We start from the raw sequence: 24,510 nt of genomic DNA on the forward strand, positions 1-24,510 counted from the left end.
CTTCCTAGCACGGGGTGATCCGCGACGGCCAGGGTACGAAGCGCTCAGCTCCCCCGGCCCCGCCGCCGCAGCGCCGCCACCCGCCGGTACAGCTCGACCGCCTCGGTCCCGCGGCCCAGCTGCTCCAGGCAGTGCGCCTCGTCGTTCCGGCTGGTGAGGGCGTCCGGGTGGGCCGTGCCCAGGACTCGCTCGCGGGCGTCGGCCACCTGGCGGTAGACGGTCAGCGCCTCGGTCCAGCGCCCGAGCCAGCCGAGCCCGACGGCGATCTCGCGCCGGCTGACCAGCGTGTCGGGATGGTCGGCGCCGAGGACCCGTTCGCGTACGGCGGCCACCTCGCGGGACTCGGCCAGCGCCTCCTCCCAGCGGGCCAGGCGCCCGAGGTTGACGCCCAGACCGTGCCGGGCGCGCAGCGTCTCGGGGTCGTCGGGGCCGTCGACGCGGGTGCGGTCGTCGACGAGCACGCGGTACAGCTCAAGGGCTTCGGCGCTGCGCCCGAGCCGGCCCAGGCTGATGCCGATCTCGTACCGGGTGGCGAGGGTGTCGCGGTGGTCCGGGCCGAGCACGGCCGTACGCGCCGAGGCGACCTCGCGATAGGTCTGCAACGCCTCGATCCAGTGCCCCAACTGGCCGAGCGTGTACGCGACTTCGTTGCGGCTGACCAAGGTGTCCGGGTGGCCCGGGCCGAGCACCCGGGCCCGGTCCTGTGCCACCTCGCGGGCCATCGCGTACGAGTCCTCAAGGCGCCCCAGACTGCCCAGGTTGAAGGCGAGGTTGTGGCGGCAGCGCAGGGTGGCCGGGTGGTCCGGGCCCATCGTGCGCTCCCGGTCGGCGAGCACCGAGGAGTACACCTGGTGGGCCTCGAAGTGGCGGCCGAGGCGGCCCAGCGCGTACGCGGTCTCCTGGCGGGCGTCGAGGGTCGCCGGGTGGTCGGGGCCGAGCGTGCGGGCCCGGGCCTCGGCCACCTGCTCGAACGCGCGCAGGGCGTCGGCCGCGCGCCCGGTCCTGCCGAGGGTGAACGCGACCTCGTAGTGGCTGGCCAGGGTGTCGGGGTGGTCGGGCCCGAGCGCGAGTTCCCGTTCGGCGGCGACCGCGCGGTGCACCTCGCCCGCCTCCGCCCAGCGGCCGCGCAGGCCGAGGTCGAGGGCCGCGTTGTGGCGGTCGGTGAGCGCGGCCAGGAGCTCCGCCGGCGGCGGTGGCGGCCGGTCGGGCTCGGGCGGGGCCGGCGGAAGCGCGGTGGTCCACGCACCGGTCAGGCTCGCGTCGGGGTCGGGCGGGGCCGGGTCTGGCACGGCGCCGCCGGTCGCCTTGTGACCCGTGGTCATCCCGCGCGTCCAGGACGGCAGCCGGGGCGCCCGCGCCGACGGCGCCTGCGTCAGCACGCCGCTGACGGCGAACCGGCCGCGCCCGGCGACCAGCCTGCGCCCCAGCTCCCGGGCGTCGGCGGGCCGTTGCGCCGGTTCCTTGGCGAGCAGGTCGAGCACCACCCGCTCGATGTACTCGGGCAGTTCGGCCCGCCGCCCGCGCGGCGGCTCGGGCGGGGTGTCGCGGTGGCCGACGAGGATCGCCCAGGCGTCGTCGAGGTCGAACGGCGGCGCCCCGGTGGCCAGTTCGTACAGCACGCAGCCCAGCGAGTACAGGTCGCTGCGGTGGTCGACGGGGGCGCCGCCGATCTGCTCCGGCGACATGTAGTGCGGGGTCCCCATGGCGATGCCGGTGCCGGTGAGCCGCGAGGTGAAGCCGATGTCGGCGCCGAGGCGGGCGATGCCGAAGTCGAGGATCTTCACGGTGCCGTCGCCGAGCCGCATGATGTTGGCTGGCTTCAAGTCCCGGTGGACGATGCCCTGTTCATGGGTGTACGCGAGGGCCGACGCCAGCTGCTCGGCGATGTCCACGACGTCCGCGACCGGCAGCGCATGCCCCTTGTTGTCCTCCAGGAGCTGGCTCAGATTGCGGCCGTCGAGCAGCTCCATGACGAGATAGAGCCCGCCGTCGTACTCCCCGAAGTCATGGACGACGGTGACGCCGCGGTGCTGGAGCGCGGCCGCGACCCGCGCCTCGCGCCGGAAGCGCTCGCGCAGCACCCTGGCGAACGACTGCTCGTGCTGCGGACCGAGTGGCTTGAGGCACTTGACGGCGACGCGCCGCCCCAGCGACTCGTCGCGGGCCGCCCACACCTCGCCCATCCCGCCGCGCCCGATCAGATCGAGCAGCCGGTACCGGCCGTGGATCAGCCTGGTGTCCGCCATCGCGCGATGTCGCCCCCGTCACTCCGCTGCGCCCTCCCCGGCTCCGTCCAGTATGGCGGCCTGTCTGCGAAGTTTGTACGGTGAAGGGCGAGTTCCGGGCCCGAGTCGCGCCACGGCCCGCAGAATGTGCTTCGGCGGCAGCTGCCAGCGCAGGGTCGCGGGGATCCGGCGCAGCAGCCGCCCGGCGCCCCGGAGCCGACGGCTGACCTGCGCGGCCGCAGGCGCGGGCCTCCCGTACAACTCGTGCGCGTACGCGGGCAGCGAGTCATAGGCGAGCCTGGCCACCGGCCGCCACAGCACCGCGCGGACGGGGACGAGCAGCGGGGGAACGGGCGGCCGCCGCAGGAAGTCGTCCACCTCGCGCGCGTCCGCGGTGGCGGCGAGCCGGGGCCGCACGTCCGCGAAGTAGGCGTCGAGCTGCGCGGTGGACAGCGGCACGCCGGCCGGGTCGAGCCCGATGAGCCGGGCGGCCTCGCGCTGTTCGTCGACATAGCGGTCGGCCTGCGCGTCGCTCAACGGATACCCCGAGCGACGCAGGACGTCCAGATAGCTCGCGACCTCGGCGCAGTGCACCCAGAGCAGCAGCTCGGGATCGTCGATCCGGAACCGCTCGCCGGTGACCGGGTCGTCGGCCTTCAGGAACCCGTGGATGCGCCGGACCCGGGCGCCGGCCCGTTCCGCGTCGGCCTTGGTCCCGTACGAGAGGGTGCCCACGAACCGCGCGGTGCGCAGCAGCCGCCCCCAGGCGTCCTTGCGGAAGTCACTGTTCTGCATGACCCCGCGCACGGCACGCGGGTGCAGCGCCTGAAGATAGAGCGCCCGCACCCCGGCGACCCACATCATCGGGTCCCCGTGCATCTGCCAGGTCACGGACTCGGGCCCGAAGTACCCGGGATCCGCGTCCCCGACCCCTGAACCACCCATGGGCCGCCACCTCCTGCCAGGGCCAGTGTGTCGGGGATCGCGCCGCGACACCAGATTCGGCCGCACGCCGGACAGGCCCTAGGGCCTGTCCGATGGAGGGCCCGCCCGTCTAGCGGCGTACCCGGGGCATGCCCAGGCCGATCCAGGAGATGATCTCGCGCTGGATCTCGTTGTTGCCGCCGCCGAAGGTGAAGATCACGGCCGAGCGGTAGCCGCGTTCCAGGTCGCCGCGGAGTACCGCGCCGGCCGAGCCCTCCTTCAGGGGGCCCGCCGCGCCGACGACCTCCATCAGCCAGGCGTACGCGTCGCGGCGCGCCTCGGAGCCGTACACCTTCACGGCGGAGGCGTCCTGGGGGGTGAGGGTGGAGTCCTGGACGGCGTTCACCATCTGCCAGTTGAGGAGCTTCATCGCGTCGAGCCTGGTGTGGGTACGGGCCAGGCGGCCCCGAACCCAGCCGAGGTCGATGACGCGGCGGCCGTCGGCGAGCTTGGTGTCCATCGCCCAGCGCTGGACGTCGTGCAGGGCGCGGATGGCCATGGTGCCGTGCGCGGCCAGCGTGACGCGCTCGTGGTTGAGCTGGTTGGTGATCAGGCGCCAGCCCTTGTTCTCCTCGCCGACGCGGCGGGAGGCGGGGACGCGGATGTTCTCGTAGTAGCTCGCCGTGGTGTCGTGCGAGGCGAGGGTGTTGATGACGGTGCAGGAGTAGCCCGGGTCCGAGGTCGGCACCAGGAGCATGGTGATGCCCTTGTGCGGCGGCGCGTCGGGGTCGGTGCGCACCGCCAGCCAGACCCAGTCGGCGGTGTCGCCGTTGGTGGTCCAGATCTTCTGGCCGTTGACCGTGTAGTGGCCGCTGTCCTCGTCCCCGTCCCGTACGGCCCTGGTCTTGAGGGCGGCCAGGTCCGTCCCCGCGTCCGGCTCGCTGTAGCCGATCGCGAAGTCGATCTCGCCGGAGAGGATCCTCGGCAGGAAGTACGCCTTCTGCTCCGCCGTACCGAACCGCATGAGCGTCGGGCCGACCGTGTTCAGCGCCATCAGCGGCAGCGGGACCCCGGCCTGGGCGGCCTCGTCGAAGAAGATGAACTGCTCCATGGCGCCGAGCCCGCGCCCGCCGTACTCCTGGGGCCAGCCCACCCCCAGCCAGCCGTCCGCGCCGAGGCGGCGCACGGTCTCGCGGTAGAAGCGTTTCTGGGCGGCCGGTTCGGCATAGCGCGCGTACGCGTTGTCGGGCACCAGCTCGACGAAGTAGGCGCGCAGTTCGGCGCGCAGCCGCTGCTGCTCAGGCGTGTATTCGAGGTGCACGGCCCCTCCAGGCGTCTCGCTGTCCGTCCCCGTGTCCGTCGCGGTGCGCACCCACGGCGCCGAACGCCGGGCCGTGGGACGGGGGCACAGTAGAACGTGTTGCAAAAATCTGGAAGGAACCTGGAGGGAATCCGGAAGGACGGATGGGGGGATGGGGGGGATGGATGGCCGATCGTGGTGCCCGGCCATGCGTACGCGCGTCATGGCGGCTCCGGCCACGGGCACGCGCGCGTGAAGCCACGGACCCCGGGGCCGCGCGCAGGCGACGGCTCCCGGGGTCCGGGTCGGATCGGCGGCTCCCGGGATCCGGGGCAGGGCGGGAGGGCACCGCGCCCCGCCTCCGGGGTCCGCGTTATGGCAGCAGCTTGTCCAGGGCGGCGGGGCCGTCGTCCGCCAGCCGGCGTTCTGCCCACGCCAGGCTCTTGGGCGTGATGTCGCGCCCGGACGCCAGCACCAGGTCCTCGGCGGTGACCTCACCACCCGAACCGGTGTGCAGCAGCGCATCGGGAGTGACCGCCTCCCGCTGCGGTGCGGATTCGGACTTAGCGTTCATGCCGCCTCCATTGTTCGTCCGGCTGGGCTCCATTCTGGTCCCCTGTCACCCGGATCGCATCCGCCCCGGCGATGTCACCCGTTCAGCCCAGTCGTACGAGCCGGTCGGGGCCGTCCGTCCGGGGCCGGGGCGACCGGGCTTAGAGCCTGTCTTTGAACCCCCGTCGTCCGCCCGGAGGGCGGGCGCAGCGGCGGTCGGTGTGTGCGATCGGCGTGCGGTGTGCCAGGTCATGTGGCGGAGCCACCTGTCCTGGCACACCGTGCGGCGAGCGTGCGTGCCGGGCGTCGCAGCGCAGGCGGGGGTTCAAAGACAGGCTCTCAGGGCCGCCGGCGCCGCATCCGCTCGCCGATGACGCCGTTGTCGGACTCCCACCAAGGGCGTACGAGCTCGGCCTCGGCGGGTTCCGGGGCGTCGGCGGCCGTGGCAGCGGCGACGGCCGGGGCAGCCGGGGAAGCCGAGGCAACCGGGGAGGCCGCGACGGCCGTGGGCGGCGCCTGCGCGGGCACCAGCTCCGCGTCCAGGCGCCGATCGAGCGCGGCCGTCTCGGCCCGTTCGGCCCGTACCCACTGGACGAAGATCACCATCAGGAACGGCACCCCGACCAGCTCCGCCAGCGTGATCATCGCGCCGCCACCGAGCTGCTGGTCCGCGTGCAGGTCCGGCGCCCAGTCGGGGGCGTGCCGCGAGTACCAGCTGCCCGCGATGACCGAGCCGCTGGTCATCACGACGATGCCCGGCACCGCGTCGATCATCCCGTCCAGGAAGACGAACGCCGCCCGCATCGGGTGCCCGCACCACTTCGGCAGCAGCTCCTCCTTGGTGAGCAGCGGCAGCACGAAGAGGCTGCCCGCCAGCAGCAGCTGGAGGTACATCAGCTGGTGCACAGCGCCGTCCCGCAGAGCGGTCTCGAAGTACGGGGTGAAGTAGACGCACAGCTCGGACGCGAGCACCAGAGCCGAGCTGACCAGCGGAAACGCCAGGATGCGGGCCACCTTGCCGGTCATGGCGCGGCGAACGGGCCCGGCGGTGCGCTCGGGCAGCGCCCGCAGGGCCAGCGAGAGCGGGTCGCCGAGCGCCAGGCCGAGCGGCGCGATCAGGTCGAGGAGCATGTTCTGCACGGCGGCGGGCCAGAACAGCACCTCGTCGTAGACGGCCAGCGCCGACATGGTGGCGAACACGATCGTGCCGAGCCCGAGGACCGCGAAGACGGCGGTTCGGACCACCGACCACGGCTCGCCCCGGCGGCGCAGCCGGAGCACGCCCCAGCCGTACAGCGCGCCGAGCACGACGACGAGCACCAGCGCGGGCACGTCGAGCTGCCAGTGCGAGGGGAAGTTCCCCCAGGTCAGCCGCGGCAGCTCGGCCGCGGCGACGGACTGCGACGGCGGCTGTCCGGCGACGGCTTCGATCAGTTGTTGCGTTCCGGACATTCCGGCCCGGCCTCCTCACCGGCCCGCAGGGCTGACGCGGACCGCGTTCACCGTAGTCCCCGCCGCCGGGCCGCCCGTATCGGGGTTCCGGTGAGTCCCCCGGAAGGGGTTCTTCGACCACGTCGTACGACGTGTCGGCGGCCCGGGTGAATCGGTGCGGGCGACACGCCGGGGGCGGGAACCGGGGGCCGCCCCCGCCGCGTTCTCCCCACAGCACGGCGCGACGGCGGATCGCGGCGGCTGGGTGTGAACGGGTGGTGTCGATGAGCGAGTTGGTTCCCGGAGGCAATCGGCCGCTCCCGGACGGCGTGCTGACGATCGGTGTCCCGGGGCCCTTCGACCTGTCCGTACTGATCACCGACGACAGCGGAAAGGTCGGCGGCGACGCCGACTTCGTCTTCTACAACCAGCCGTCGGCGCCGGGCACCCGGCTCACGGACGACGTCATCACGGTCGATCCGCGCCGTCTGCGGGCCGGGGCGAGCCGGATCACCGTGGTCGTCAGCCCGGCCGACCCGGACACCCCGCTCGGCCGCCTCCCCGTGCCGAGCCTGCGTCTGAGCGGTCCGGGCGGCGAGCTCCTGGCCCGCTTCACCCCGCCGAGGCCCGACCGGGAGACCGTGCTGCTGCTCGCCGAGATCTACCGGCGGGGCACGGGCTGGAAGGTCCGCGCGCTGGGACAGGGGTACGCGGACGGGCTCGCGGGGGTGGCCCGCGACTTCGGGGTCGACGTGACCGACGAGGACCCGGCCCCTCCCCCGCCCGCCCACGCGCCCACGGTCCAGATGCCGGCGCCCCCGATGGCCACGGTCCAGATGCCCACGCCCCCCATGCCCCCGGTCCCGGCCGCCCGGCGCCCCGGGCCGGACGGAGGCCACGGGAGCGAGGGCTTCGGGGCGCTGGTCAACGCCGAGCGGGCCTGGGCCGGAGCCCCGCCGGTGACGATCGACGCACGTCTCGTCTCGGCCGCCGAGGCGCACGCCGCGACCATGGCCGCCCAGGGCCGCCTCAGCGTGGAGAGCCCGGACGGCGTGTCCGTCTTCCAGCGGGTGACCATCCGGGGGTACGCGTATCTGACCGTCGCCGAGCACCTGGTCTCCGGGCCGCGTAGCCCGGCCGACTTCCTGACGTACTGCCTCAAGGACCCCCACACCCGCCGCCCGCTGCGGGACCCGGCGTTCACCGACGCGGGAATCGCGAGCGCCGTCGACCGGCGTACGGGCGATGTCTACTGGACCGCGCTCTGGGCGAGGCCGCTGAGCGCGGAAGGGCTGCGGGGGACGGTGGCGGAGGTGGTCGCGCTGACCAACGGCCACCGCGCCACGGCCGGACTGCGCCCGCTGGCCGACGACACCCGGCTCGCCTCGGCGGCCCAGGCGTACAGCACGGACATGGCCGAGCGCGGCTTCTACTCGCACACCTCACCGGAGGGCCTTGAGCCCTGGGACCGGGCGCGGGCGGCCGGGGCCGCGCACCGGGGCATCGGCGAGAACATCGCGTGCGGGCAGCGCACGGCGGCCGAGGTGGTGGAGGGCTGGATGAACAGCCCCGGCCACCGGGCCAACATCCTCAAGCCCGACTTCACCCACATAGGCGTCGGCTTCGCGGGCGGGGGCCGCGCGGGCACGTACTGGACCCAGCTGTTCGGCCTGGTCTGACGCCTCGGGGGCGGCTGCCGCGACCCGCTCTCCGGAGCCGATCACCACAGCGCACTCGGGGGGCTGGCTGCCGCCGTCTCAGCCCTGTAGCTCCCGGCCGAGACCTGCCGCGTCCACCAGGAGCACGGGGCGGTCCAGCGTGCCGAGCAGGCTCACGAAGCTGGACTCCAGGAAGCCCGCCAGCTCGTCGAGAGCGTCCGGCTCCTCCAGCGGCCAGCTGGTGACGGCCTCCTCGGCGAACGCCATCCACGCGCGCGAGGCGATGTCGAGCCGGGGCGACGGGGGCAGCCCTATGCGCCGCTGCGCGTCGATCACATGGCGGGCCACGGCCTCACGCGTCTCCCCCAGGATGTCCGCGACCGCCGGATGGCTGCCGGACGCGCCCCGGACGAGGGCGACGAACACCAGGCGGTGCTCGCGTACGTAGGCGACGAAGCCGTCGATGAACGACCGCAGCCAGGCGACGGGCGCGAGGGCCGGGTCCGGCTCGACGGCGGCGATGAACCGCGCGCACTCCTTCGCCACCACCGCGCGGTAGAAGTCGCGCTTGGAGTCGAAGTAGTGGAAGAGCAGGCCCCGGGAGATCCCGGCCCGGCGGGCCACCTCGTCCGTGGACAGCTCGTCCAGCGAGCGGTAGGCGAGCATCTCCAGCCCGATGTCGACCAGCTGGGTCCTGCGTTGGTCGGGGGTCAGGCGGGTGATGCGCTTTCCGGACATGCCCGCAGTGTACGAGCGGTTCGCGCCAGTGCGCGCCACCCCGCCACAGCGGATGACCGAGCAATTGACAACCGCTCAACAGCAGTCGCACAGCGGCCGTACAGATTGATTGAGCACCGCCGGATCGGGCCGGTGGATCACGCCGCCGCCCCCGCCGCTCCAGGCGCGAAACCGGCCAGCTTTCGCACGTGAGCGTGGCCACACCGTGACCGCATCGGCAACAAAATCTTCACAAGACTGACAACTTCTGTGAAGGATCTGCACTTTTGGGGAGTCGGCGAGGGGCGAACAGCAAGATCATCTTTGTTCAATCTTGCACTTCGAATCTGGACATGTCCGTATTGCGGCCAACCGCTTGGGCCGCGCTTTGCCGTTTCGTTGCCGGGCTGTAGGCATGGGTCCGGACGGTCCCCGACGGGCCTCCCGGCCATGACCAAGCCGGACGAAGGCCCGTCGGCGAGCCGTCAACCGCGCTGATCGGGCTACGCGTTCGCGTTGAAGGCCCTCAGTCGCGCGGGACCACCACCGAGCAACCGTTGAACCACAGGGGGTTACCCATGTCCCAACTCACCCGCCGCAGCGCGCTGGGCATCACCGCGAGCGCGGTCGCCGGCCTCGGCCTGGCCGGCACCGCCTACGCCGCGACGTCGAGCGCCCCGGCGCACGGTGTCGTCCCCGCCGCGGGCGACGAACACAGCGGCCACATGGGCGGCATGGACCACACGGGCCACAGCGCACCCGCGCCGTTCGACGAGGTCTACCAGGGCCGTCGTATACAGGGCGCGCCCACGCAGGGCGGCGAACACGCCCATCACGGGGGCTACTCCGTGCAGATAGACGGCAAGGAACTGCATGTGATGCGGAACGCCGACGGCACCTGGATCAGTGTCGTCAACCACTACGAGACCTTCGCGACGCCGCGTGCCGTGGCCCGCGCCGCCGTGGTGGAGCTCCAGGGCGCCACGCTCGTCCCGCTCGCCTGACCTTCCCTCTCGCCCGCACGGCACCATTCTCTGGAGCATCTCCATGACCGTACGCAAGAACCAGGCGGCTCTCTCCGCGGACGAGAAGCGGCGTTTCGTGAACGCCGTTCTGACGCTGAAGCGCAATGGCACTTATGACACCTTCGTCACCACGCACAACTCCTTCATCATGAGCGACAACGACGACACCGACCGCGTCGGCCACCGTTCGCCGTCGTTCCTGCCGTGGCACCGCAGATTCCTCATAGAGTTCGAGCAGGCACTGCAGGCGGTGGACTCCTCCGTCGCGCTGCCGTACTGGGACTGGACGGCCGACCGCACCACGGCCTCCTCCCTGTGGGCCGCCGACTTCCTCGGCGGCACCGGCCGCAGCCGCGACGGCCAGGTGATGGACGGGCCGTTCGCCTCCGCCGGTGGCAAGTGGACCATCAACGTCCGGGTGGACGGCCGCAACTACCTGCGCCGCGCGCTCGGCGCGGGCGTCCCGCAGCTGCCCACCAAGGCCGAGGTCGACAGCGTCCTCGCCATGTCCACCTACGACATGGCCCCCTGGAACAGCGCCTCGGACGGCTTCCGCAACCACCTGGAGGGCTGGCGCGGGGTCAATCTGCACAACCGGGTGCACGTCTGGGTCGGCGGCCAGATGGCCACCGGGGTCTCCCCCAACGACCCGGTGTTCTGGCTGCACCACGCCTTCATCGACCGGCTCTGGGCGCAGTGGCAGGAGCGCCACGCGGACTCGCCCTACCTCCCGGCCGCCGGGACGCCGAACGTCGTGGATCTGCACGACACCATGCGCCCGTGGAACAACGTGACGCCGGCGGACATGCTGGACCACAAGAAGTTCTACACGTTCGACGCGTAAGGGCTCCGCGGGACTGTGCGCTTCGGCCGCGGACCGTGTGTGGCCGTCCCCGCGTCCCCGCGCCCCTTCGGGACGCGGGGACGCGGGGACGCCGGACACCACAGCGGGCTTCCAGGGGCGGGCCCGACGTCCTTTCCGCCACCCGCACGCCTCGTAAGCTCACAGCATGGACGTTCATGAGTCAGTGCTCGAACTCGTCGGCGGCACACCGATGGTGCGGCTGCGCACGCCGGAGGGCTCGGCCCCGCTCTACGCCAAGCTCGAATACCTGAGCGCGGGCGGCAGTGTGAAGGACCGCATCGGTCTGCACATGATCGAGCAGGCGGAGCGGGACGGGCTGCTGCGCCCGGGCGCCACCGTCGTCGAGGCTACCTCCGGCAACACCGGGGCCGGGCTCGCCATGGTGGCCGCGGCCAAGGGCTACCGGGCCGTGCTGGTCGTCTCCGACAAGACGAGCACCGAGAAGATCGCCACGCTCCGCGGGTTCGGTGCGGAGGTGGTCGTGCGGCGCGGTGGGCTGCCCGTCGAGGATCCGGAGAACGTGTTCAACACGGCGGCCCGGATCGCCGAGGAGACGCCGGGCAGCTGGCTCGCCGGGCAGTACGACAACCCGGCCAACCCCGGGGCGCACTACGCGACGACCGGGCCGGAGATCTGGCGCCAGACGGACGGGCGGATCACGCATCTGGTGTCGTGCATCGGCACCGGCGGCACCATCAGCGGGACCGGCCGCTACCTCAAGGACGTCAGCGGCGGCGCCGTGCGGGTCGTCGGAGCCGATCCGGCGGCCTCCGTGTACTCGGGCGGCGACGGTCGGCCGTACTTCGTCGAGGCGGCCGGACATGTGCGCCATCCGGAGACGATCGAGGACGTCTGGCCCGAGTCCTACGACCAGGACGTCGTCGACGAGCTGATCCCGGTCGGCGACCGCGACGCCCTGCTGACACTACGTCAACTCGCCCGGGAGCAAGGGCTGATGGTCGGCGGCTCGGCCGGTCTCGCGGTCGCGGCCGCGCAGCGGGTGGCGGCCGGGCTCGGCCCCGAGTCGCTGGTCGTGGTGATCCTGCCGGACTCCGGACGGCAGTATCTGTCGAAGTACTTCAACGACGCGTGGCTGCTGCGGCTCGGCTTCCTGGACGGCGAGGACGGCGCGGCGCGGGCCGGGGACGCGGTGCCGGACTCCCTGCGGGCCGCGCCGCTCCCCTATGTGAACCGGCTCAGCACGGTGGCCGAGGCGCTGACCGCGCTGCGGGCGCGGCGCGATCTCGGGCTGCCGCCGGTCCTGCCGGCCGGTCCGTGCCCGGTGGGCCCCGACCGCCGTCCGACGGCGCCGGAGCTCGCGGGCTCCGTGTCGCTGGACGCGCTGGCGGCAGCCGTCGAGCGGGGGGAGGTGGCGCCGGACGCGCTGGTACGCGACCACCTCGCAGCGCCGCTGCCGCACTTCGGCGCCGGTGAGCGGGCCGAAGCGGTCCTCGCCGAGTGGGAGAAGCGGGACGACGAGGTGGCGGTGGTGCTGCACGACGGCCAGGGCATCGGACTGATCACCCGGGATCAGCTGCGCAAGCTGCTCTGAGAAGTGGGTGCCCTTGAAGGCGCCCTCGAATATGTTCTTGAAATAGGGCATCCACCTGGAAGGATCAAGAGCGTTCCGGAGAGGGCAAGGTCACAGCCCTTCCCCCTGCTGCACCTTTGCGCCACTGCCCTAGCATCTGAGCATGACGGTCCTGCCTGACGACGGGCTTTCGCTGGCCGCCGAGTTCCCTGATGCAACCCATGAGCAGTGGCAGCGCCTCGTGGAAGGCGTGCTGCGCAAATCGGGTAAAGATGTCTCGGGCGCGGCTGCCGAGGAAGCGCTGTCCACCCCCGTGGAGGACGGGCTCACCACCCGGCCCCTGTACACCGCGCGAGACTCCGCGCCCGATGCCGGATATCCGGGCTTCGCCCCCTTTGTCCGGGGAAGCCGGGCCGAGGGCAACGCGGCGGACGGCTGGGGCGTACGACAGCGCCATGCCGACCCGGATCCCGCCGCGGCCAACGCCGCCGTGCTCGCGGACCTGGAGAACGGAGTCACCTCGCTCTGGCTGGCCGTAGGCCGGGGCGGCGTTCCGGTCTCCGGGCTCGCCCGGGCACTCGACGGCGTCTACCTCGACCTCGCGCCCGTCGTCCTGGACGCGGGCGCCGAATTCGAGGCCGCCGCACAGGAGTTGCTGCATCTGTACGCCGAGCGGGGCGTCCCCGCCGAGGCGGCGCGCGGCAACCTCGGCGCCGACCCGCTGGGCCACGAGGCCCGTACCGGCGAGGCGGTCGACGCGGCTCCGGCCGTGGCACTCGCGCGCCTGTGCGGTGAGCGGTACCCGGGGCTGCGGGCGCTGACCGTGGACGCGCTGCCGTACCACGAGGCGGGCGGCTCGGCCGCGCAGGAGCTCGGCGCGTCGCTCGCCACCGGCGTCGCGTATGTGCGCGAGCTCACGTCGGCGGGCCTGTCCGTCGAGGAGGCCTGCGCGCAGCTGGAGTTCCGATACGCGGCCACCGCCGACCAGTTCCTGACCATCGCCAAGCTGCGCGCGGCGCGGCGGCTGTGGGCGCGCGTCGCCGAGGCGAGCGGGGCCCCCGCCGCGGGTGCCCAGCGCCAGCACGCGGTGACCTCGCCGGTCATGATGACCCGCCGTGACCCGTGGGTGAACATGCTGCGCACCACGGTGGCCTGCCTGGGCGCCGGGGTCGGCGGCGCGGACGCCGTCACCGTGCTGCCCTTCGACCACTCGCTCGGCCTGCCGGACGGTTTCGCCCGGCGCATCGCCCGCAACACCTCGACGATCCTCCTGGAGGAGTCGCACCTGGCCCGGGTGATCGACCCGGCGGGCGGCTCCTGGTACGTGGAGCGCCTGACCACCGAACTCGCCGAGTCCGCCTGGGAGTTCTTCCGTACGATCGAGCGCGCGGGCGGCCTGGCCGCGGCCCTGCGCTCCGGTCTGGTCGGCGACGAGCTCGCCGCGACCTGGGCCGAGCGGAGCAAGAAGCTGGCGCGCCGACGCGAACCGGTCACCGGCGTCAGCGAGTTCCCGCACCTCGCGGAGCGTCCCGTCGAGCGCGCGGCGGCCCCCGCCGTGCCGTCGGGCGGACTGCCCAGGGTGCGCCGCGACGAGGCGTACGAGGGACTGCGCGCCCGCTCGGACGCGCACCTCACCGGGACCGGCGCCCGCCCGCGGGTGTTCCTCGCCGCGCTCGGCCCGGCCGCCGCCCACACCGGGCGCGCGACCTTCGCCGCCAACCTGTTCCAGGCCGGCGGCATCGAGCCGGTCCACGACCCGGTGTCGGTGGACGCCACCACGGCCGCCCAGGCGTTCGCCGCCAGCGGCGCCGCCGTGGCGTGCGTGTGCTCCTCCGACGCGCTGTACGAGGAGCAGGCCGAGGCGGTCGCCAAGGCTCTCAAGGCGGCGGGCGCCAAGCATGTGTTCCTGGCCGGGCGCGGTGCGTACGCGGGCGTCGACGAGTACGTCTTCGCCGGCTGCGACGCGGTCGCCGTACTGACCTCCGCCCTCGACCGCCTGGGAGTGGCGTCATGACGATCCCCGACTTCTCGGAGCTGCCGCTGACCTCCGGCGCCGGCGCCGACGGCTCCGACGACCAGTGGCGCACCGCCGTGAAGGAGTCCACCGGCAAGGCCGACGGCGATCTGCTGTGGGAGACCCCGGAGGGCATCGCGGTCAAGCCGCTGTACACCGCGCGGGACCTGGAGGGCCTGGACTTCCTCGGCACCTACCCGGGCGTCGCGCCGTATCTGCGCGGCCCGTACCCGACGATGTACGTCAACCAGCCCTGGACGATCCGGCAGTACGCCGGGTTCTCCACGGCCGAGGAGTCCAACGCCTTCTACCGGCGCAACCTCGCCGCCGGGCAGAAGGGTCTGTCGGTCGCCTTCGACCTGCCGACCCACCGCGGCTACGACAGCGACCACCCGCGCGTCACCGGTGACGTCGGCATGGCGGGTGTGGCCATCGACTCCATCTACGACATGCGCCAGCTGTTCGACGGGATTCCGCTGGACAGGATGACGGTGTCGATGACGATGAACGGGGCCGTGCTGCCCGTTCTCGCGCTCTACATCGTGGCCGCCGAGGAGCAGGGCGTACCGCCCGAGAAGCTGGCCGGGACCATTCAGAACGACATCCTCAAGGAGTTCATGGTCCGCAACACCTACATCTACCCGCCCAAGCCCTCGATGCGGATCATCTCCGACATCTTCGCGTACACCTCGCAGAAGATGCCGCGCTACAACTCGATCTCCATCTCGGGCTATCACATCCAGGAAGCGGGTGCGACGGCCGACCTGGAGCTGGCGTACACGCTCGCGGACGGGGTGGAGTATCTGCGGGCCGGGCAGGAGGCGGGCCTGGACGTCGACGCGTTCGCGCCCCGGCTCTCCTTCTTCTGGGCGATCGGCATGAACTTCTTCATGGAGATCGCCAAGATGCGGGCGGCCCGGCTGCTGTGGGCCCGGCTGGTCAAGCAGTTCGACCCGAAGAACACCAAGTCCCTCTCGCTGCGCACCCATTCGCAGACCTCGGGCTGGTCGCTGACCGCGCAGGACGTGTTCAACAACGTCACGCGTACGTGTGTGGAGGCGATGGCCGCGACGCAGGGCCACACCCAGTCGCTGCACACCAACGCCCTCGACGAGGCGCTGGCGCTGCCGACCGACTTCTCGGCCCGGATCGCGCGCAACACCCAGCTGCTCATCCAGCAGGAGTCGGGCACCACGCGCTCCATCGACCCGTGGGGCGGCAGCGCGTACGTCGAGAAGCTGACGTACGACCTGGCCCGGCGGGCCTGGCAGCACATCCAGGAGGTGGAGGCGGCCGGCGGCATGGCGCAGGCCATCGACGCGGGCATCCCGAAGCTGCGCGTCGAGGAGGCGGCCGCCCGCACCCAGGCGCGGATCGACTCCGGGCGCCAGCCGGTGATCGGCGTCAACAAGTACCGGGTCGAGACCGACGAGCAGATCGACGTCCTCAAGGTCGACAACTCCTCGGTGCGCGCCCAGCAGATCGCCAAGCTGCGGCGGCTGCGCGAGGAGCGCGACGAGGCGGCCTGCCAGGCCGCGCTGCACGCGCTCACCGCCTCCGCCGAGCGCGGCCCGGGCCAGGGCCTGGAGGGCAACCTGCTGGCGCTCGCGGTCGACGCGGCCCGGGCGAAGGCCACGGTCGGGGAGATCTCGGACGCCCTGGAGAAGGTGTACGGCCGGCACGCGGGCCAGATCCGTACGATCTCCGGCGTCTACCGCAACGAGGCAGGAGAGTCCCCTTCGGTGGACCGCACGCGCGCGCTGGTGGATCGTTTCGACGAGGCGGAAGGCCGTCGTCCGCGCATCCTCGTCGCCAAGATGGGCCAGGACGGCCACGACCGGGGACAGAAGGTGATCGCGACCGCCTTCGCCGACCTCGGCTTCGATGTCGACGTCGGCCCGCTGTTCCAGACGCCGGGCGAGGTGGCCCGGCAGGCGGTCGAGGCGGATGTGCACATCGTGGGTGTGTCGTCGCTCGCCGCCGGTCACCTGACCCTCGTACCGGCGCTCCGCGAGGAGCTGGCCGCCGAGGGCCGGGAGGACATCATGATCGTGGTGGGCGGTGTCATTCCGCCGCAGGACGTCCCGACCCTGCTGGAGATGGGCGCCGCGGCGGTCTTCCCGCCGGGGACGGTCATCCCGGACGCGGCGTACGACCTGGTGACGCGGCTCGGCGCGGCGCTGGGCCACGACGAGCTGTAGCCGCCCGTGCGCATCGATCTCGACAGCTACGTCAAGGGTGTGCTCGACGGGAAGCGCGCGTTCATCGCGCGCGCGATCACCCTCGTCGAGTCCACCCGGCCCGACCACCGCGCGCTCGCCCAGCAACTGCTCACCGAGTTGCTGCCGCACACGGGCGCCGCGCGGCGGATCGGCATCAGCGGTGTGCCGGGCGTGGGCAAGTCCACCTTCATCGACGCGTTCGGCACCATGCTGACCGGGCTCGGCCACCGGGTGGCGGTGCTCGCCGTCGACCCGTCGTCGACCCGTACCGGCGGCTCCATCCTCGGCGACAAGACGCGGATGGAACGGCTGGCGGTGGATCCGGCGGCGTTCGTACGCCCGTCGCCGAGCGCGGGCACCCTCGGCGGCGTCGCCAAGGCGACCCGCGAGTCCATGGTCGTGATGGAGGCGGCGGGTTACGACGTCGTCCTGGTGGAGACCGTCGGCGTCGGCCAGTCCGAGACGACGGTGGCCAACATGGTCGACTCGTTCCTGCTGCTCACACTCGCGCGCACGGGCGACCAGCTCCAGGGCATCAAGAAGGGTGTCCTGGAGCTGGCGGACGTGATCGCCGTGAACAAGGCGGACGGGCCGCACGAGCGCGACGCGAAGTCGGCGGCGCGGGAACTGGCGGGCGCGCTGCGTCTGATGCACCCGGCGGACGCCGCCTGGACGCCGCCCGTGCTCAGTTGCAGCGCGCGCGAGTCCAGCGGTCTTGACACCGTCTGGGAGCGGCTCGACCAGCACCGTACGCTGCTCGACTCCACCGGGCGGCTCGCCGCGAAGCGTCGTGACCAGCAGGTGGACTGGACCTGGTCGATGGTCCAGGACGAGCTTCTTGGCCGTCTGCGGGCCCATCCGGATGTGCGTGCCTTGGCTCCTTCTCTGGAGCAGCGCGTTCGGGATGGCCAGTTGACTGCCACTCTGGCTGCGGAGCGGATTCTGAGCGCGTTTCAGGGGGCGCCCGGGGTGCGGTGAAGGTGGTTCGCGTTCGGGTGCGGACCGTGCACCGCGGCGGAGCCGCACAATGTCACAGCCCCGCACCCCTGGAAGTTGGCCCGGACCGAAAGGTCCGGGCCAACTTCGTGTTCTACGCCGACGCGCCCGCCAGCGCCGCACCCTCAGCGTTGTTCAGGTGCTCGATGAGGGCCGCTCGGGCTCGGGCCACGCGGGAGCGGACCGTGCCCACCGGGCAGTTGCTGACGTGGGCGGCGTCCGCGTAGGGCAGCCCGAGCAGCTGGGTCAGGACGAAGGCCTCACGGCGTTCGTCCGGCAGCGCGGCCAGCAGATCGGCGAGCGCGACCCCGTCGTCGAAGCCGGGCAGCCCCCGGGGCTGGGCGCGCTCGGCGGCGGACTGCCAGTCGTCGGTGTCCGACACCCGGGGCCGGGCGGCCGCGTACCGGAGGTTGTCGATCACCGCGCGGCGGGCGATCGACAGCAGCCAGGTGCGGGCGGAGGAGCGGCCCTCGAAGCGGTGCAGACTGCCGAGCGCGCGCAGGAACGTGTCCTGGGTGAGATCGTCGGCGGCCTGCGGATCGGCGCCGAGGTAGGTGACATAACGGCGTACGTCGCGGTGCAGCGCGCGCACGAAGTGCTCGACGGCTTCGGGGTCGCCGCCGCGGGCGGCAAGCGCCCAGGCCGTTATCGCCTGGTCCGTCGACTCGTCGCGCGGGCGGCGCGGGGCAGAAGTGATCACCTGCATGTCCTTCTGGGATCCGGGTCCGGACCGGCGCGCGGAAGTGGCGCGGGTCCGGTGAAAGGGGTACGGCGGCACACGGGCGTGCGGCCGATGCCCGGGGCACCGGGAGGACAACTCCCAAGGCGCCGCGGGAAACCGGCTGTCGTCAGACGACAGCGGTCCCGACGGGCGGACCCCTTGAGGTGATCGCGTGAACGAGGAAGAGCCGACGCGGCACCCGGACCGTACGGTCCCGGTGGGCGCGCGGGCGGGGGCGGCTCGGCGCCACGGCGCGGAGCAGGGCCACCCGCAGCGGGGCGAAGATCCAGCCCGCGAAGGCCCGCAGGATCCGGAAGGCGGCCCGCTCGCCGTACGCGAGCCACAGGCCGCAGAGCAGCGCGGCGAGGAGGTGGGCGGCGAACATGCCGGTGGAGGACATCCCCGCCATGTCATGACCCATGGATCCCATGTGCGCCATGGATCCCGTGTGACCCATCGAGCCCATGTGGCCCATGGCTTCGGCGCTCTGCCCCGGCGCCCTGCCCATCGGCATGTCCATGGGCATGTTCATGTGCGCCATCGGCATGGACATGGACGCCATGGACGACGGCCGCGCCGCCTCCTGGGCCACCGAGAAGAGTTCGTGCAGCACCGCCTGCGCGACCACCGCGACGGCCACGACCTGGCCGAAGCCGCGCTCGCGGCCCGCCAGGCACCAGGCCGCGGCGCCGGTGGCGAGCGTCGCGCACCCGAGCGCCCACCAGGGCACCGGCGCACCCGACATGAGGGCGTGCCCGAAAGCCGTGAGCAGCACACAGAGGGCCGCGAACATCGCGGCCCGCACGGTGCGGCAACAGTCTCCGGCAGTCATGGCGCGCTCATCCTCGCATCCGCCCTCCGCGCACCGACTGCCGGGGGAGCCCGGGAGATCTCCGGTACGGCGACGGGAACGGACGGGCGACAGGCGACGGGCCGGAGCGAACTCTCAGAGCGGTCTGTGCCCGTGCGGCAGCAGCCGTCCCATCGCGCGTCGGGCCGCGGGGACCAGGCCGTGCCCGACGGCCGGGGCCGCGCCCGCCGTGACCGCGGCGCACGGCCCGGGGACCGCCGCGTACCACTCGCACGGGGCCCCCGGATGCCGCTGCCGGGCGTCGCCGTGGGCCTTGAGCGCCACACTGACCAGGCTGAGCAGAAGCTCGACGTCGGCGTCGCAGTCGAGCAGGACCGTGAGCCAGGCGGATCCGGGTGTCACCCGGATCGCCGTGCTGCTCCGCAGCTCGGGCAGCAGCCGTTCTATCGCCGTATGGGTGAGGTGCAGATCAGCGGCACTGTCCGAGTGGAAGTGCACCACCTCGTACTCCGTCGTGCGGAAGGCTTGCCCAACGGCGCACCGGGGCGGGCCACTTACCAGATTCGGCCATGTCTCCAACTGAGCCATGGCGCGATGGGCCGCGGTCATAACCCCATCCTCGCGCACGATTCACCCGCAGGACACCCCCATCAACCTTCTCGTGCGCCGCTTGACCATTCCGTGGCCGTACAGGAGGGGGATCCGACTAGTCCAGCTGCACCGGGCCGTCACCGCGCCCGGCCTGCGGGTCGTCCTTGCCCCTCGGCCCCCGGGTCCCTTCCGCCGCGCCCTTACCTGCCGTACCGGGGTAACCGGGCAGCTCAAGGTAGGCGCCGCCGTTGCCGGGGCCGTCGCCCTTGTCCTGGCCCTGGCCGGAACCGCTCAGGTTCTGCCGGACCGAGTCGAGGATCGTCAGGCCCTGGCCGACCAGGCCCGCCGCGATCTCGCCGAGCCCGTCGGCGCCGTTCAGTACGTTGACGTTGGCGCCCGCGAGGCCGCCGGCGGCCTCCTTGACGATCTGCGGCAGCTGGTCGATGAGCATCCGGTCCAGCGCGACACGGTCGTACGAGGCGGCCGCCGCGGCCTGGATCTTCATCCGCTCGGCCTCCGCCACGGCCAGCACCCGGATCCGCTCGGCCTCGGCCTCGGCGGGCTTGACGATCTCGGCCACCAGCTGCTGCTGGCGCAACTTCGCCTGGCGAAGGGCCAGTTCGGTCTGGGCGGCGAGGACTTCCTGCTGGGCGTGGGCCTGGGCGAGCGGACCGGCCTGGGCGGCCTTGGCCTGGGCGCGGTCCACCTCGGCCGAGTACTCGGCCTTGACGACGGCGGTCTGGCGGGCGTACTCGGCCTGGTTGCGGGCGGCCTCCTGCTCGGCCTCGACGGAGGCCTGGGTGGCCTGTGCCTGGGCGATCTGGGCCTGGCGCTGGATGGCCGCCTTGTGCGGGGCCGACATGGCGTCGATGTAGCCGGTGTCGCCGTCGTCGATGGACTGGATCTGGAGCGAGTCCACGATCAGCCCGATCTTGGCCATCTCGGCCTTGGAGGTGTCCAGGACCTCGGCGGCCAGCTTCTGGCGCTCCGTCACGATCTCCTCGACGGTCATCGAGCCGATGATCGCGCGCAGGTGACCGGCGAAGATCCGGCCGGTCAGGACCGACATCTGCTCCTGGTCGGAGAGGAAGCGCTGGCCGGCGTTGACGATGCTCTCGTTGTCGTTGCCGACCTTGAAGGCGATCACGGCCCGCACGCTCAGCGCGATGCCCTGGCGCGTCACACAGGTCTCGGTGACCTCGGACTCGCACATGGCGAGGGTGAGGAACCGGGTCTTGCGGAAGATGGGGAGCACGAACTTGCCGTGGCCGGTCACCACCCGGAACGGCGCACCTCCCAGGCCCCGCCTGCCGCCCGAGATCAGCATCGCCTCGTCCGGGGCGGGAACGCGGTAACCGAACATCCTGGTCTCCCTTTTGTTCTGTTTCTGGTGTGCTGGAACAGCCGGTACTCGGTGACGTGGAGCGCCGGTGCTATGCGGACTCGATGCCCAGTTCCTGGAGCGGGTCGGACCATTCGATGACGTCGACCTGACGTATCCCGCGTGAATCCACCACCAGGACCTTCGCGCCGCGCGGAAGCGGCTCCTCGGACCACGCGAGGAAGGTCTCGGAGCCGCCCCGGACGCGCACCAGGACCTCGCCGGGGCCCGCGGGGCCGCGCGTGCCGATCAGCACTTCCCCGGTGCAGCCGATCACGGCGTCGTCCTGCTCCATCGCCCGGACCACCTCCCATCGTCATGGATCCGGACACGCGACCGATCCTGACTTCTGACCATAGCTCCCCGATCCCGCACAACCCATCCTCGGGGACCTGACGGACTCTGACGTTCACATGCCATGGCTCCTACACAACTGACAAGTAATTTGCGAAATCTGACACAACTCTGAAACCAGAGTGGCTTGTTCGGCCACAGCGCCACCAGGAGACTGGGGGCAAGATCTACCGCGTCGCGCCGGGCCCCACCCCGGAAGGGCGCCACCACCACGTACTACCCCGGGGCAGAGCTTCACGGACGAGGTGGGGCCGTTCCCCGGGACTGCCGGCCATGCGGCGGCGAGCCGACCCACTCGTCGGGCCGCGTGGCGGGCCGCGGCAGGCTGCGGACTCTCCGTACGCCGCCCGCACGATCACCGCCAGGGCGCCGCGGGGGCGTCCTCAGCATGTGTCGCTGGGAGAGTCTTTGATGATCACACGCAGGAACGCGATGAAGGCCGGTGTCGCGCTCACCGGCGCCGTGGGGGGCGCGGGGCTGCTGGTGCCGACGCTGAGCAGCGCGGCACAGGCCGACGGTCAGGCCCCGACCGACATCGACCCCACCACCATCCCCAAGTTCGCGCAGGAGATGCCGGTCCCCGAGGTCACGAAGCCGGACCGGATATCCGGGACGACCGCGTACTACAGCTTTGAGATGCAGGAAGTCCAGACGGAGATCATTCCGGGCAAGCAGACGACCGTCCGCACCTTCGACGGCGTCTTCCCCGGCCCCTGGATCAAGGCGTGCTCGGGCCACCGCGTGGTCGTCACCCAGCGCAACAGCCTGCCCTCGCCGGCCTCGATCCACCTGCACGGCGGCCATGTCCCGGAGTCGAGCGACGGCACTCCGATGGACCTCATCCAGCCGGGCAACGAGAAGACGTACACGTACCCGAACAACCAGCACAACGCGAACCTGTGGTTCCACGACCACGCGCACCACATCGAGTCGGAGAACGTCTTCCGCGGGCTCACCGGCTTCTACACGCTGATGGACCTCCCGGAGAAGGCGCTGGGGCTGCCGTCGGGCGCGTACGACATCCCGATCGCGATCCGTGACGCCCGGTTCGACGACAACGGGCAGCTCCTGTACGTCATGAACGACTTCCGCAACCGGAACGTCATCCTCGCCAACGGCAAGGCGTGGCCGTACTTCGAGGTCGCGGCGCGCAAGTACCGCTTCCGTCTGTACAACACCTCCAACATGCGGTTCTTCACCCTCAAGCTGTCGGACGGCTCGACCGTCCAGCAGATCGGGACCGACGGCGGCCTCCTTGAGGCCCCGCTGACGACCGACACGATCTCGCTCACCTCGGGCGAGCGGGCGGACATCGTCATCGACTTCTCGAAGTACGACGAGGGCACCACCATCGTCCTCACCAACACCGAGAACGCGCCTCCCGGCAGCCCCGCCTCGCAGGTCCTCCAGTTCCGGGTGACCCGGCAGGCGGCGGACTACAGCCGCGTCCCGAGCCGGCTGCGCACGCTGCCCGAGCTGCCGGCGGCCACCGTCAACCGCAACGTCGTGCTGCGCGTCGACGAGACGAACCCGAACGGCCTCGGGTACATCGACGAGAAGCTCTACGACGACAAGCGCGTCGACAACACCATCCAGTACGGCGACACGGAGATCTGGACGGTCTCCAACGTCAACCAGCGGGTGCCGCACAACTTCCACATCCACCTGGTGCAGTTCCGGGTGCTCGAACGCAACGGCGTGCCGGTGACGTCCGGTCCCGAGTTCGGGCTCAAGGACACGGTCCGGCTGATGCCGGGCGAGAAGGTGAAGGTGCAGGCGACCTTCACCGGCTACCGCGGCAAGTACGTGTACCACTGCCACATGTTCGACCACGCGTCGATGGGCATGATGGCGACGATGGAAGTCGTCTGACGCCCTGACTCCGCCACGACGGGGGCGCGCCGGGACTTCCCGGTGACGCCCCCGCTCGTCCCTCGAACGGCCGCCCCGCGGCCCCGCCCCCTCCTGCCTCCTGCGCCCCCGCCAGGCGGCCCCGAGGGTACCCATGGCGGTGGGCCGCGGCGCGGCCAGGACGGCGGGCGGGCCCGGATGCCCGGCGCCCGCCCGCCGTCCGCCCAACCGCCTCGCGCGGGTGCGTATCAGCCGTACTCCCCGTAGTGCGGACGCCGGTTGTCCTGTGCGTCCCGGTAGAGCCGGAAGAAGCGGTCGCCGTAGACGGGGCTGTAGGTGATCTGGTTGTAGCGGGGGTCGGACTCGGGCACGTCCGGGCCGCCGCCGTGGAAGCCGCCGACGTTCCCGATGATCTGGCCCGTGCCGGAGTCCCAGTCGATGTCGGAGAACCACGGGCCGCCGGAGACGCCGCCCCACATGCCCGCGCACACCACCCGCATCTGCCGGTACCCCGAGAGCCGCCCCGACCGGGCCGGGCAGCGCACCGGCAGATCGTCCGGATTGCGGCCCACGCGGGGGTAGCCGATCATCGTCACGTCCTGCTGGTAACCGGGCGTACGGACCAGCTTGTTGGCGCCCACCACCTCCTGGACGTTGCGGCCACCGGGCCCCGGCGCGAGCCGCGCGAAGGCGTAGTCCAGGTCGGAGACGGCCGCCTTGGTGTTGCGGACGTATTTGTTGTCCACATACCAGTCGGTGACCCGGTAGAACTCGTACGGCTGGTCCTCCAGCTCGGTCTCCGAGCGGTACTGCGGTACGAACACGGCCCGGCCGCCCGCGCAGTGACCAGCCGTCAGGACGAGGTTGCGCCCGCCGCTCTCCACGACACTCGCCGAGCACTTGTGCGCGCGCATCTCGCCGTCCGTCGGGTCCGGGCCGGTGGTGGTGAACAGGACGCCGACCGACGCGAGCCCGGGGATGTGCTCGGCGGTCGGGATGCCCGCCGCGGCCGCCGGGGGCCCGGGCAGGCCGGTGGTGGCGCCGTTCCCCGGCCGGGCGGGGTCGGTGGCGTCGGCGATCCGCCCGGGCGTCCAGAAGCCGAGCGCGTCCGCGTCCGACCAGTCGCCGTCACCGGGGGCCCGGTGGTGCGGCCCGGGGCGCGCGTCCACCGCGTGGGCGGCGCCACCGGCCAGCAGAAGCGCGCCGGACGCGGCCAGCGCGAGAGAGAGCCGCGTCCGGGACGTTCTGCGCCGCCGTGCCCGCCGCAGGTCCGGACCGTCGTGGAAGATCATGCGGACATGGTGCACGAGCGGTCCGCTCAGGTACGTGCGACTCCCCCGG

20 protein-coding genes are annotated in these 24,510 nt (G+C 72.1%); 8 read left to right on the forward strand and 12 right to left on the reverse strand.

Annotated features, from left to right (window positions below):
• Nucleotides 1–44: 44 nt before the first annotated feature.
• The 5 genes from ACGFRG_RS04010 to ACGFRG_RS04030 form a co-directional block, all read right to left on the reverse strand.
• Nucleotides 45–2,246 (reverse strand): tetratricopeptide repeat protein, encoded by a 2,202-nt coding sequence (locus ACGFRG_RS04010; RefSeq protein WP_393261097.1) that lies wholly within the window; start codon nucleotides 2,244–2,246, stop codon nucleotides 45–47.
• 18 nt (nucleotides 2,247–2,264) lie between these two features.
• Nucleotides 2,265–3,170 (reverse strand): oxygenase MpaB family protein, encoded by a 906-nt coding sequence (locus tag ACGFRG_RS04015; RefSeq protein ID WP_361418239.1) that lies wholly within the window; start codon nucleotides 3,168–3,170, stop codon nucleotides 2,265–2,267.
• Between the two features lie 109 nt (nucleotides 3,171–3,279).
• Nucleotides 3,280–4,470 carry an acyl-CoA dehydrogenase family protein gene (locus ACGFRG_RS04020; protein ID WP_361418242.1) on the reverse strand — a complete coding sequence of 397 codons (1,191 nt, stop codon included), beginning with the start codon at nucleotides 4,468–4,470 and terminating at the stop codon, nucleotides 3,280–3,282.
• 352 nt (nucleotides 4,471–4,822) lie between these two features.
• Nucleotides 4,823–5,023, reverse strand: a complete 201-nt coding sequence (locus tag ACGFRG_RS04025; RefSeq protein WP_361418245.1) for a hypothetical protein — start codon at nucleotides 5,021–5,023, stop codon at nucleotides 4,823–4,825.
• Nucleotides 5,024–5,340: 317 nt separating this feature from the next.
• Complete coding sequence (locus ACGFRG_RS04030) at nucleotides 5,341–6,453, reverse strand: cytochrome c oxidase assembly protein (protein ID WP_393261100.1); 1,113 nt, start codon at nucleotides 6,451–6,453, stop codon at nucleotides 5,341–5,343.
• A gap of 263 nt (nucleotides 6,454–6,716) precedes the next feature.
• On the opposite strand from ACGFRG_RS04030, the gene ACGFRG_RS04035 reads away from it, so the two are divergent.
• Nucleotides 6,717–8,111 (forward strand): CAP domain-containing protein, encoded by a 1,395-nt coding sequence (locus ACGFRG_RS04035; RefSeq protein WP_393261102.1) that lies wholly within the window; start codon nucleotides 6,717–6,719, stop codon nucleotides 8,109–8,111.
• Between the two features lie 78 nt (nucleotides 8,112–8,189).
• On the opposite strand, the gene ACGFRG_RS04040 is transcribed toward ACGFRG_RS04035, so the two are convergent.
• A complete protein-coding gene (locus ACGFRG_RS04040) occupies nucleotides 8,190–8,828 on the reverse strand; it encodes a TetR/AcrR family transcriptional regulator (RefSeq protein ID WP_393261105.1) in 639 nt (212 codons plus the stop codon).
• Between the two features lie 557 nt (nucleotides 8,829–9,385).
• On the opposite strand from ACGFRG_RS04040, the gene ACGFRG_RS04045 reads away from it, so the two are divergent.
• The 6 genes from ACGFRG_RS04045 (at nucleotide 9,386) to meaB (ending at nucleotide 17,442) form a co-directional block, all read left to right on the forward strand.
• Entirely contained in the window at nucleotides 9,386–9,811 is a 426-nt protein-coding gene (locus ACGFRG_RS04045; protein WP_393261107.1) for a tyrosinase cofactor, read from the forward strand.
• 43 nt (nucleotides 9,812–9,854) lie between these two features.
• Nucleotides 9,855–10,676, forward strand: coding sequence for a tyrosinase family protein (locus tag ACGFRG_RS04050; RefSeq protein WP_361423919.1), 822 nt, complete (start codon nucleotides 9,855–9,857; stop codon nucleotides 10,674–10,676).
• Nucleotides 10,677–10,842: 166 nt separating this feature from the next.
• On the forward strand, nucleotides 10,843–12,249 hold the full coding sequence (locus ACGFRG_RS04055; protein ID WP_361423916.1) for a pyridoxal-phosphate dependent enzyme: 1,407 nt from the start codon (nucleotides 10,843–10,845) through the stop codon (nucleotides 12,247–12,249).
• Nucleotides 12,250–12,391: 142 nt separating this feature from the next.
• Entirely contained in the window at nucleotides 12,392–14,242 is a 1,851-nt protein-coding gene (mutA, locus tag ACGFRG_RS04060) for a methylmalonyl-CoA mutase small subunit (RefSeq protein ID WP_393261111.1), read from the forward strand.
• Nucleotides 14,239–16,443 (forward strand): methylmalonyl-CoA mutase, encoded by a 2,205-nt coding sequence (gene scpA, locus ACGFRG_RS04065; RefSeq protein WP_361423910.1) that lies wholly within the window; start codon nucleotides 14,239–14,241, stop codon nucleotides 16,441–16,443. The genes mutA and scpA overlap by 4 nt, the downstream gene beginning before the upstream one ends.
• A 6-nt stretch (nucleotides 16,444–16,449) precedes the next feature.
• Nucleotides 16,450–17,442, forward strand: coding sequence for a methylmalonyl Co-A mutase-associated GTPase MeaB (gene meaB, locus ACGFRG_RS04070; protein WP_393261114.1), 993 nt, complete (start codon nucleotides 16,450–16,452; stop codon nucleotides 17,440–17,442).
• 112 nt (nucleotides 17,443–17,554) lie between these two features.
• Here the strand turns inward: meaB and ACGFRG_RS04075 are convergent, their stop codons facing one another.
• From ACGFRG_RS04075 to ACGFRG_RS04095, 5 genes are all read right to left on the reverse strand, one after another.
• The gene (locus ACGFRG_RS04075; protein WP_361423904.1) at nucleotides 17,555–18,166 is read right to left on the reverse strand and encodes a sigma-70 family RNA polymerase sigma factor; all 612 of its coding nucleotides are present in this window, start codon (nucleotides 18,164–18,166) and stop codon (nucleotides 17,555–17,557) included.
• A gap of 142 nt (nucleotides 18,167–18,308) precedes the next feature.
• On the reverse strand, nucleotides 18,309–19,013 hold the full coding sequence (locus ACGFRG_RS04080; protein ID WP_361423901.1) for a hypothetical protein: 705 nt from the start codon (nucleotides 19,011–19,013) through the stop codon (nucleotides 18,309–18,311).
• Between the two features lie 114 nt (nucleotides 19,014–19,127).
• Entirely contained in the window at nucleotides 19,128–19,601 is a 474-nt protein-coding gene (locus ACGFRG_RS04085) for a luciferase family protein (RefSeq protein WP_393261118.1), read from the reverse strand.
• Nucleotides 19,602–19,698: 97 nt separating this feature from the next.
• Complete coding sequence (locus ACGFRG_RS04090) at nucleotides 19,699–20,946, reverse strand: SPFH domain-containing protein (protein WP_361423898.1); 1,248 nt, start codon at nucleotides 20,944–20,946, stop codon at nucleotides 19,699–19,701.
• A 70-nt stretch (nucleotides 20,947–21,016) separates the two neighbouring features.
• Nucleotides 21,017–21,259, reverse strand: coding sequence for a hypothetical protein (locus ACGFRG_RS04095; protein ID WP_361423895.1), 243 nt, complete (start codon nucleotides 21,257–21,259; stop codon nucleotides 21,017–21,019).
• Nucleotides 21,260–21,729: 470 nt separating this feature from the next.
• Here ACGFRG_RS04095 and ACGFRG_RS04100 point away from each other — a divergent pair, with 470 nt between their 5' ends.
• Complete coding sequence (locus ACGFRG_RS04100; RefSeq protein ID WP_361423892.1) at nucleotides 21,730–23,190, forward strand: multicopper oxidase family protein; 1,461 nt, start codon at nucleotides 21,730–21,732, stop codon at nucleotides 23,188–23,190.
• Nucleotides 23,191–23,417: 227 nt separating this feature from the next.
• Here the strand turns inward: ACGFRG_RS04100 and ACGFRG_RS04105 are convergent, their stop codons facing one another.
• Nucleotides 23,418–24,461 (reverse strand): trypsin-like peptidase domain-containing protein, encoded by a 1,044-nt coding sequence (locus ACGFRG_RS04105; protein WP_361423889.1) that lies wholly within the window; start codon nucleotides 24,459–24,461, stop codon nucleotides 23,418–23,420.
• Between the last annotated feature and the right edge of the window lie 49 nt (nucleotides 24,462–24,510).

The organism is Streptomyces sp. NPDC048696 (assembly GCF_043198895.1).
Classification (GTDB): domain Bacteria; phylum Actinomycetota; class Actinomycetes; order Streptomycetales; family Streptomycetaceae; genus Streptomyces.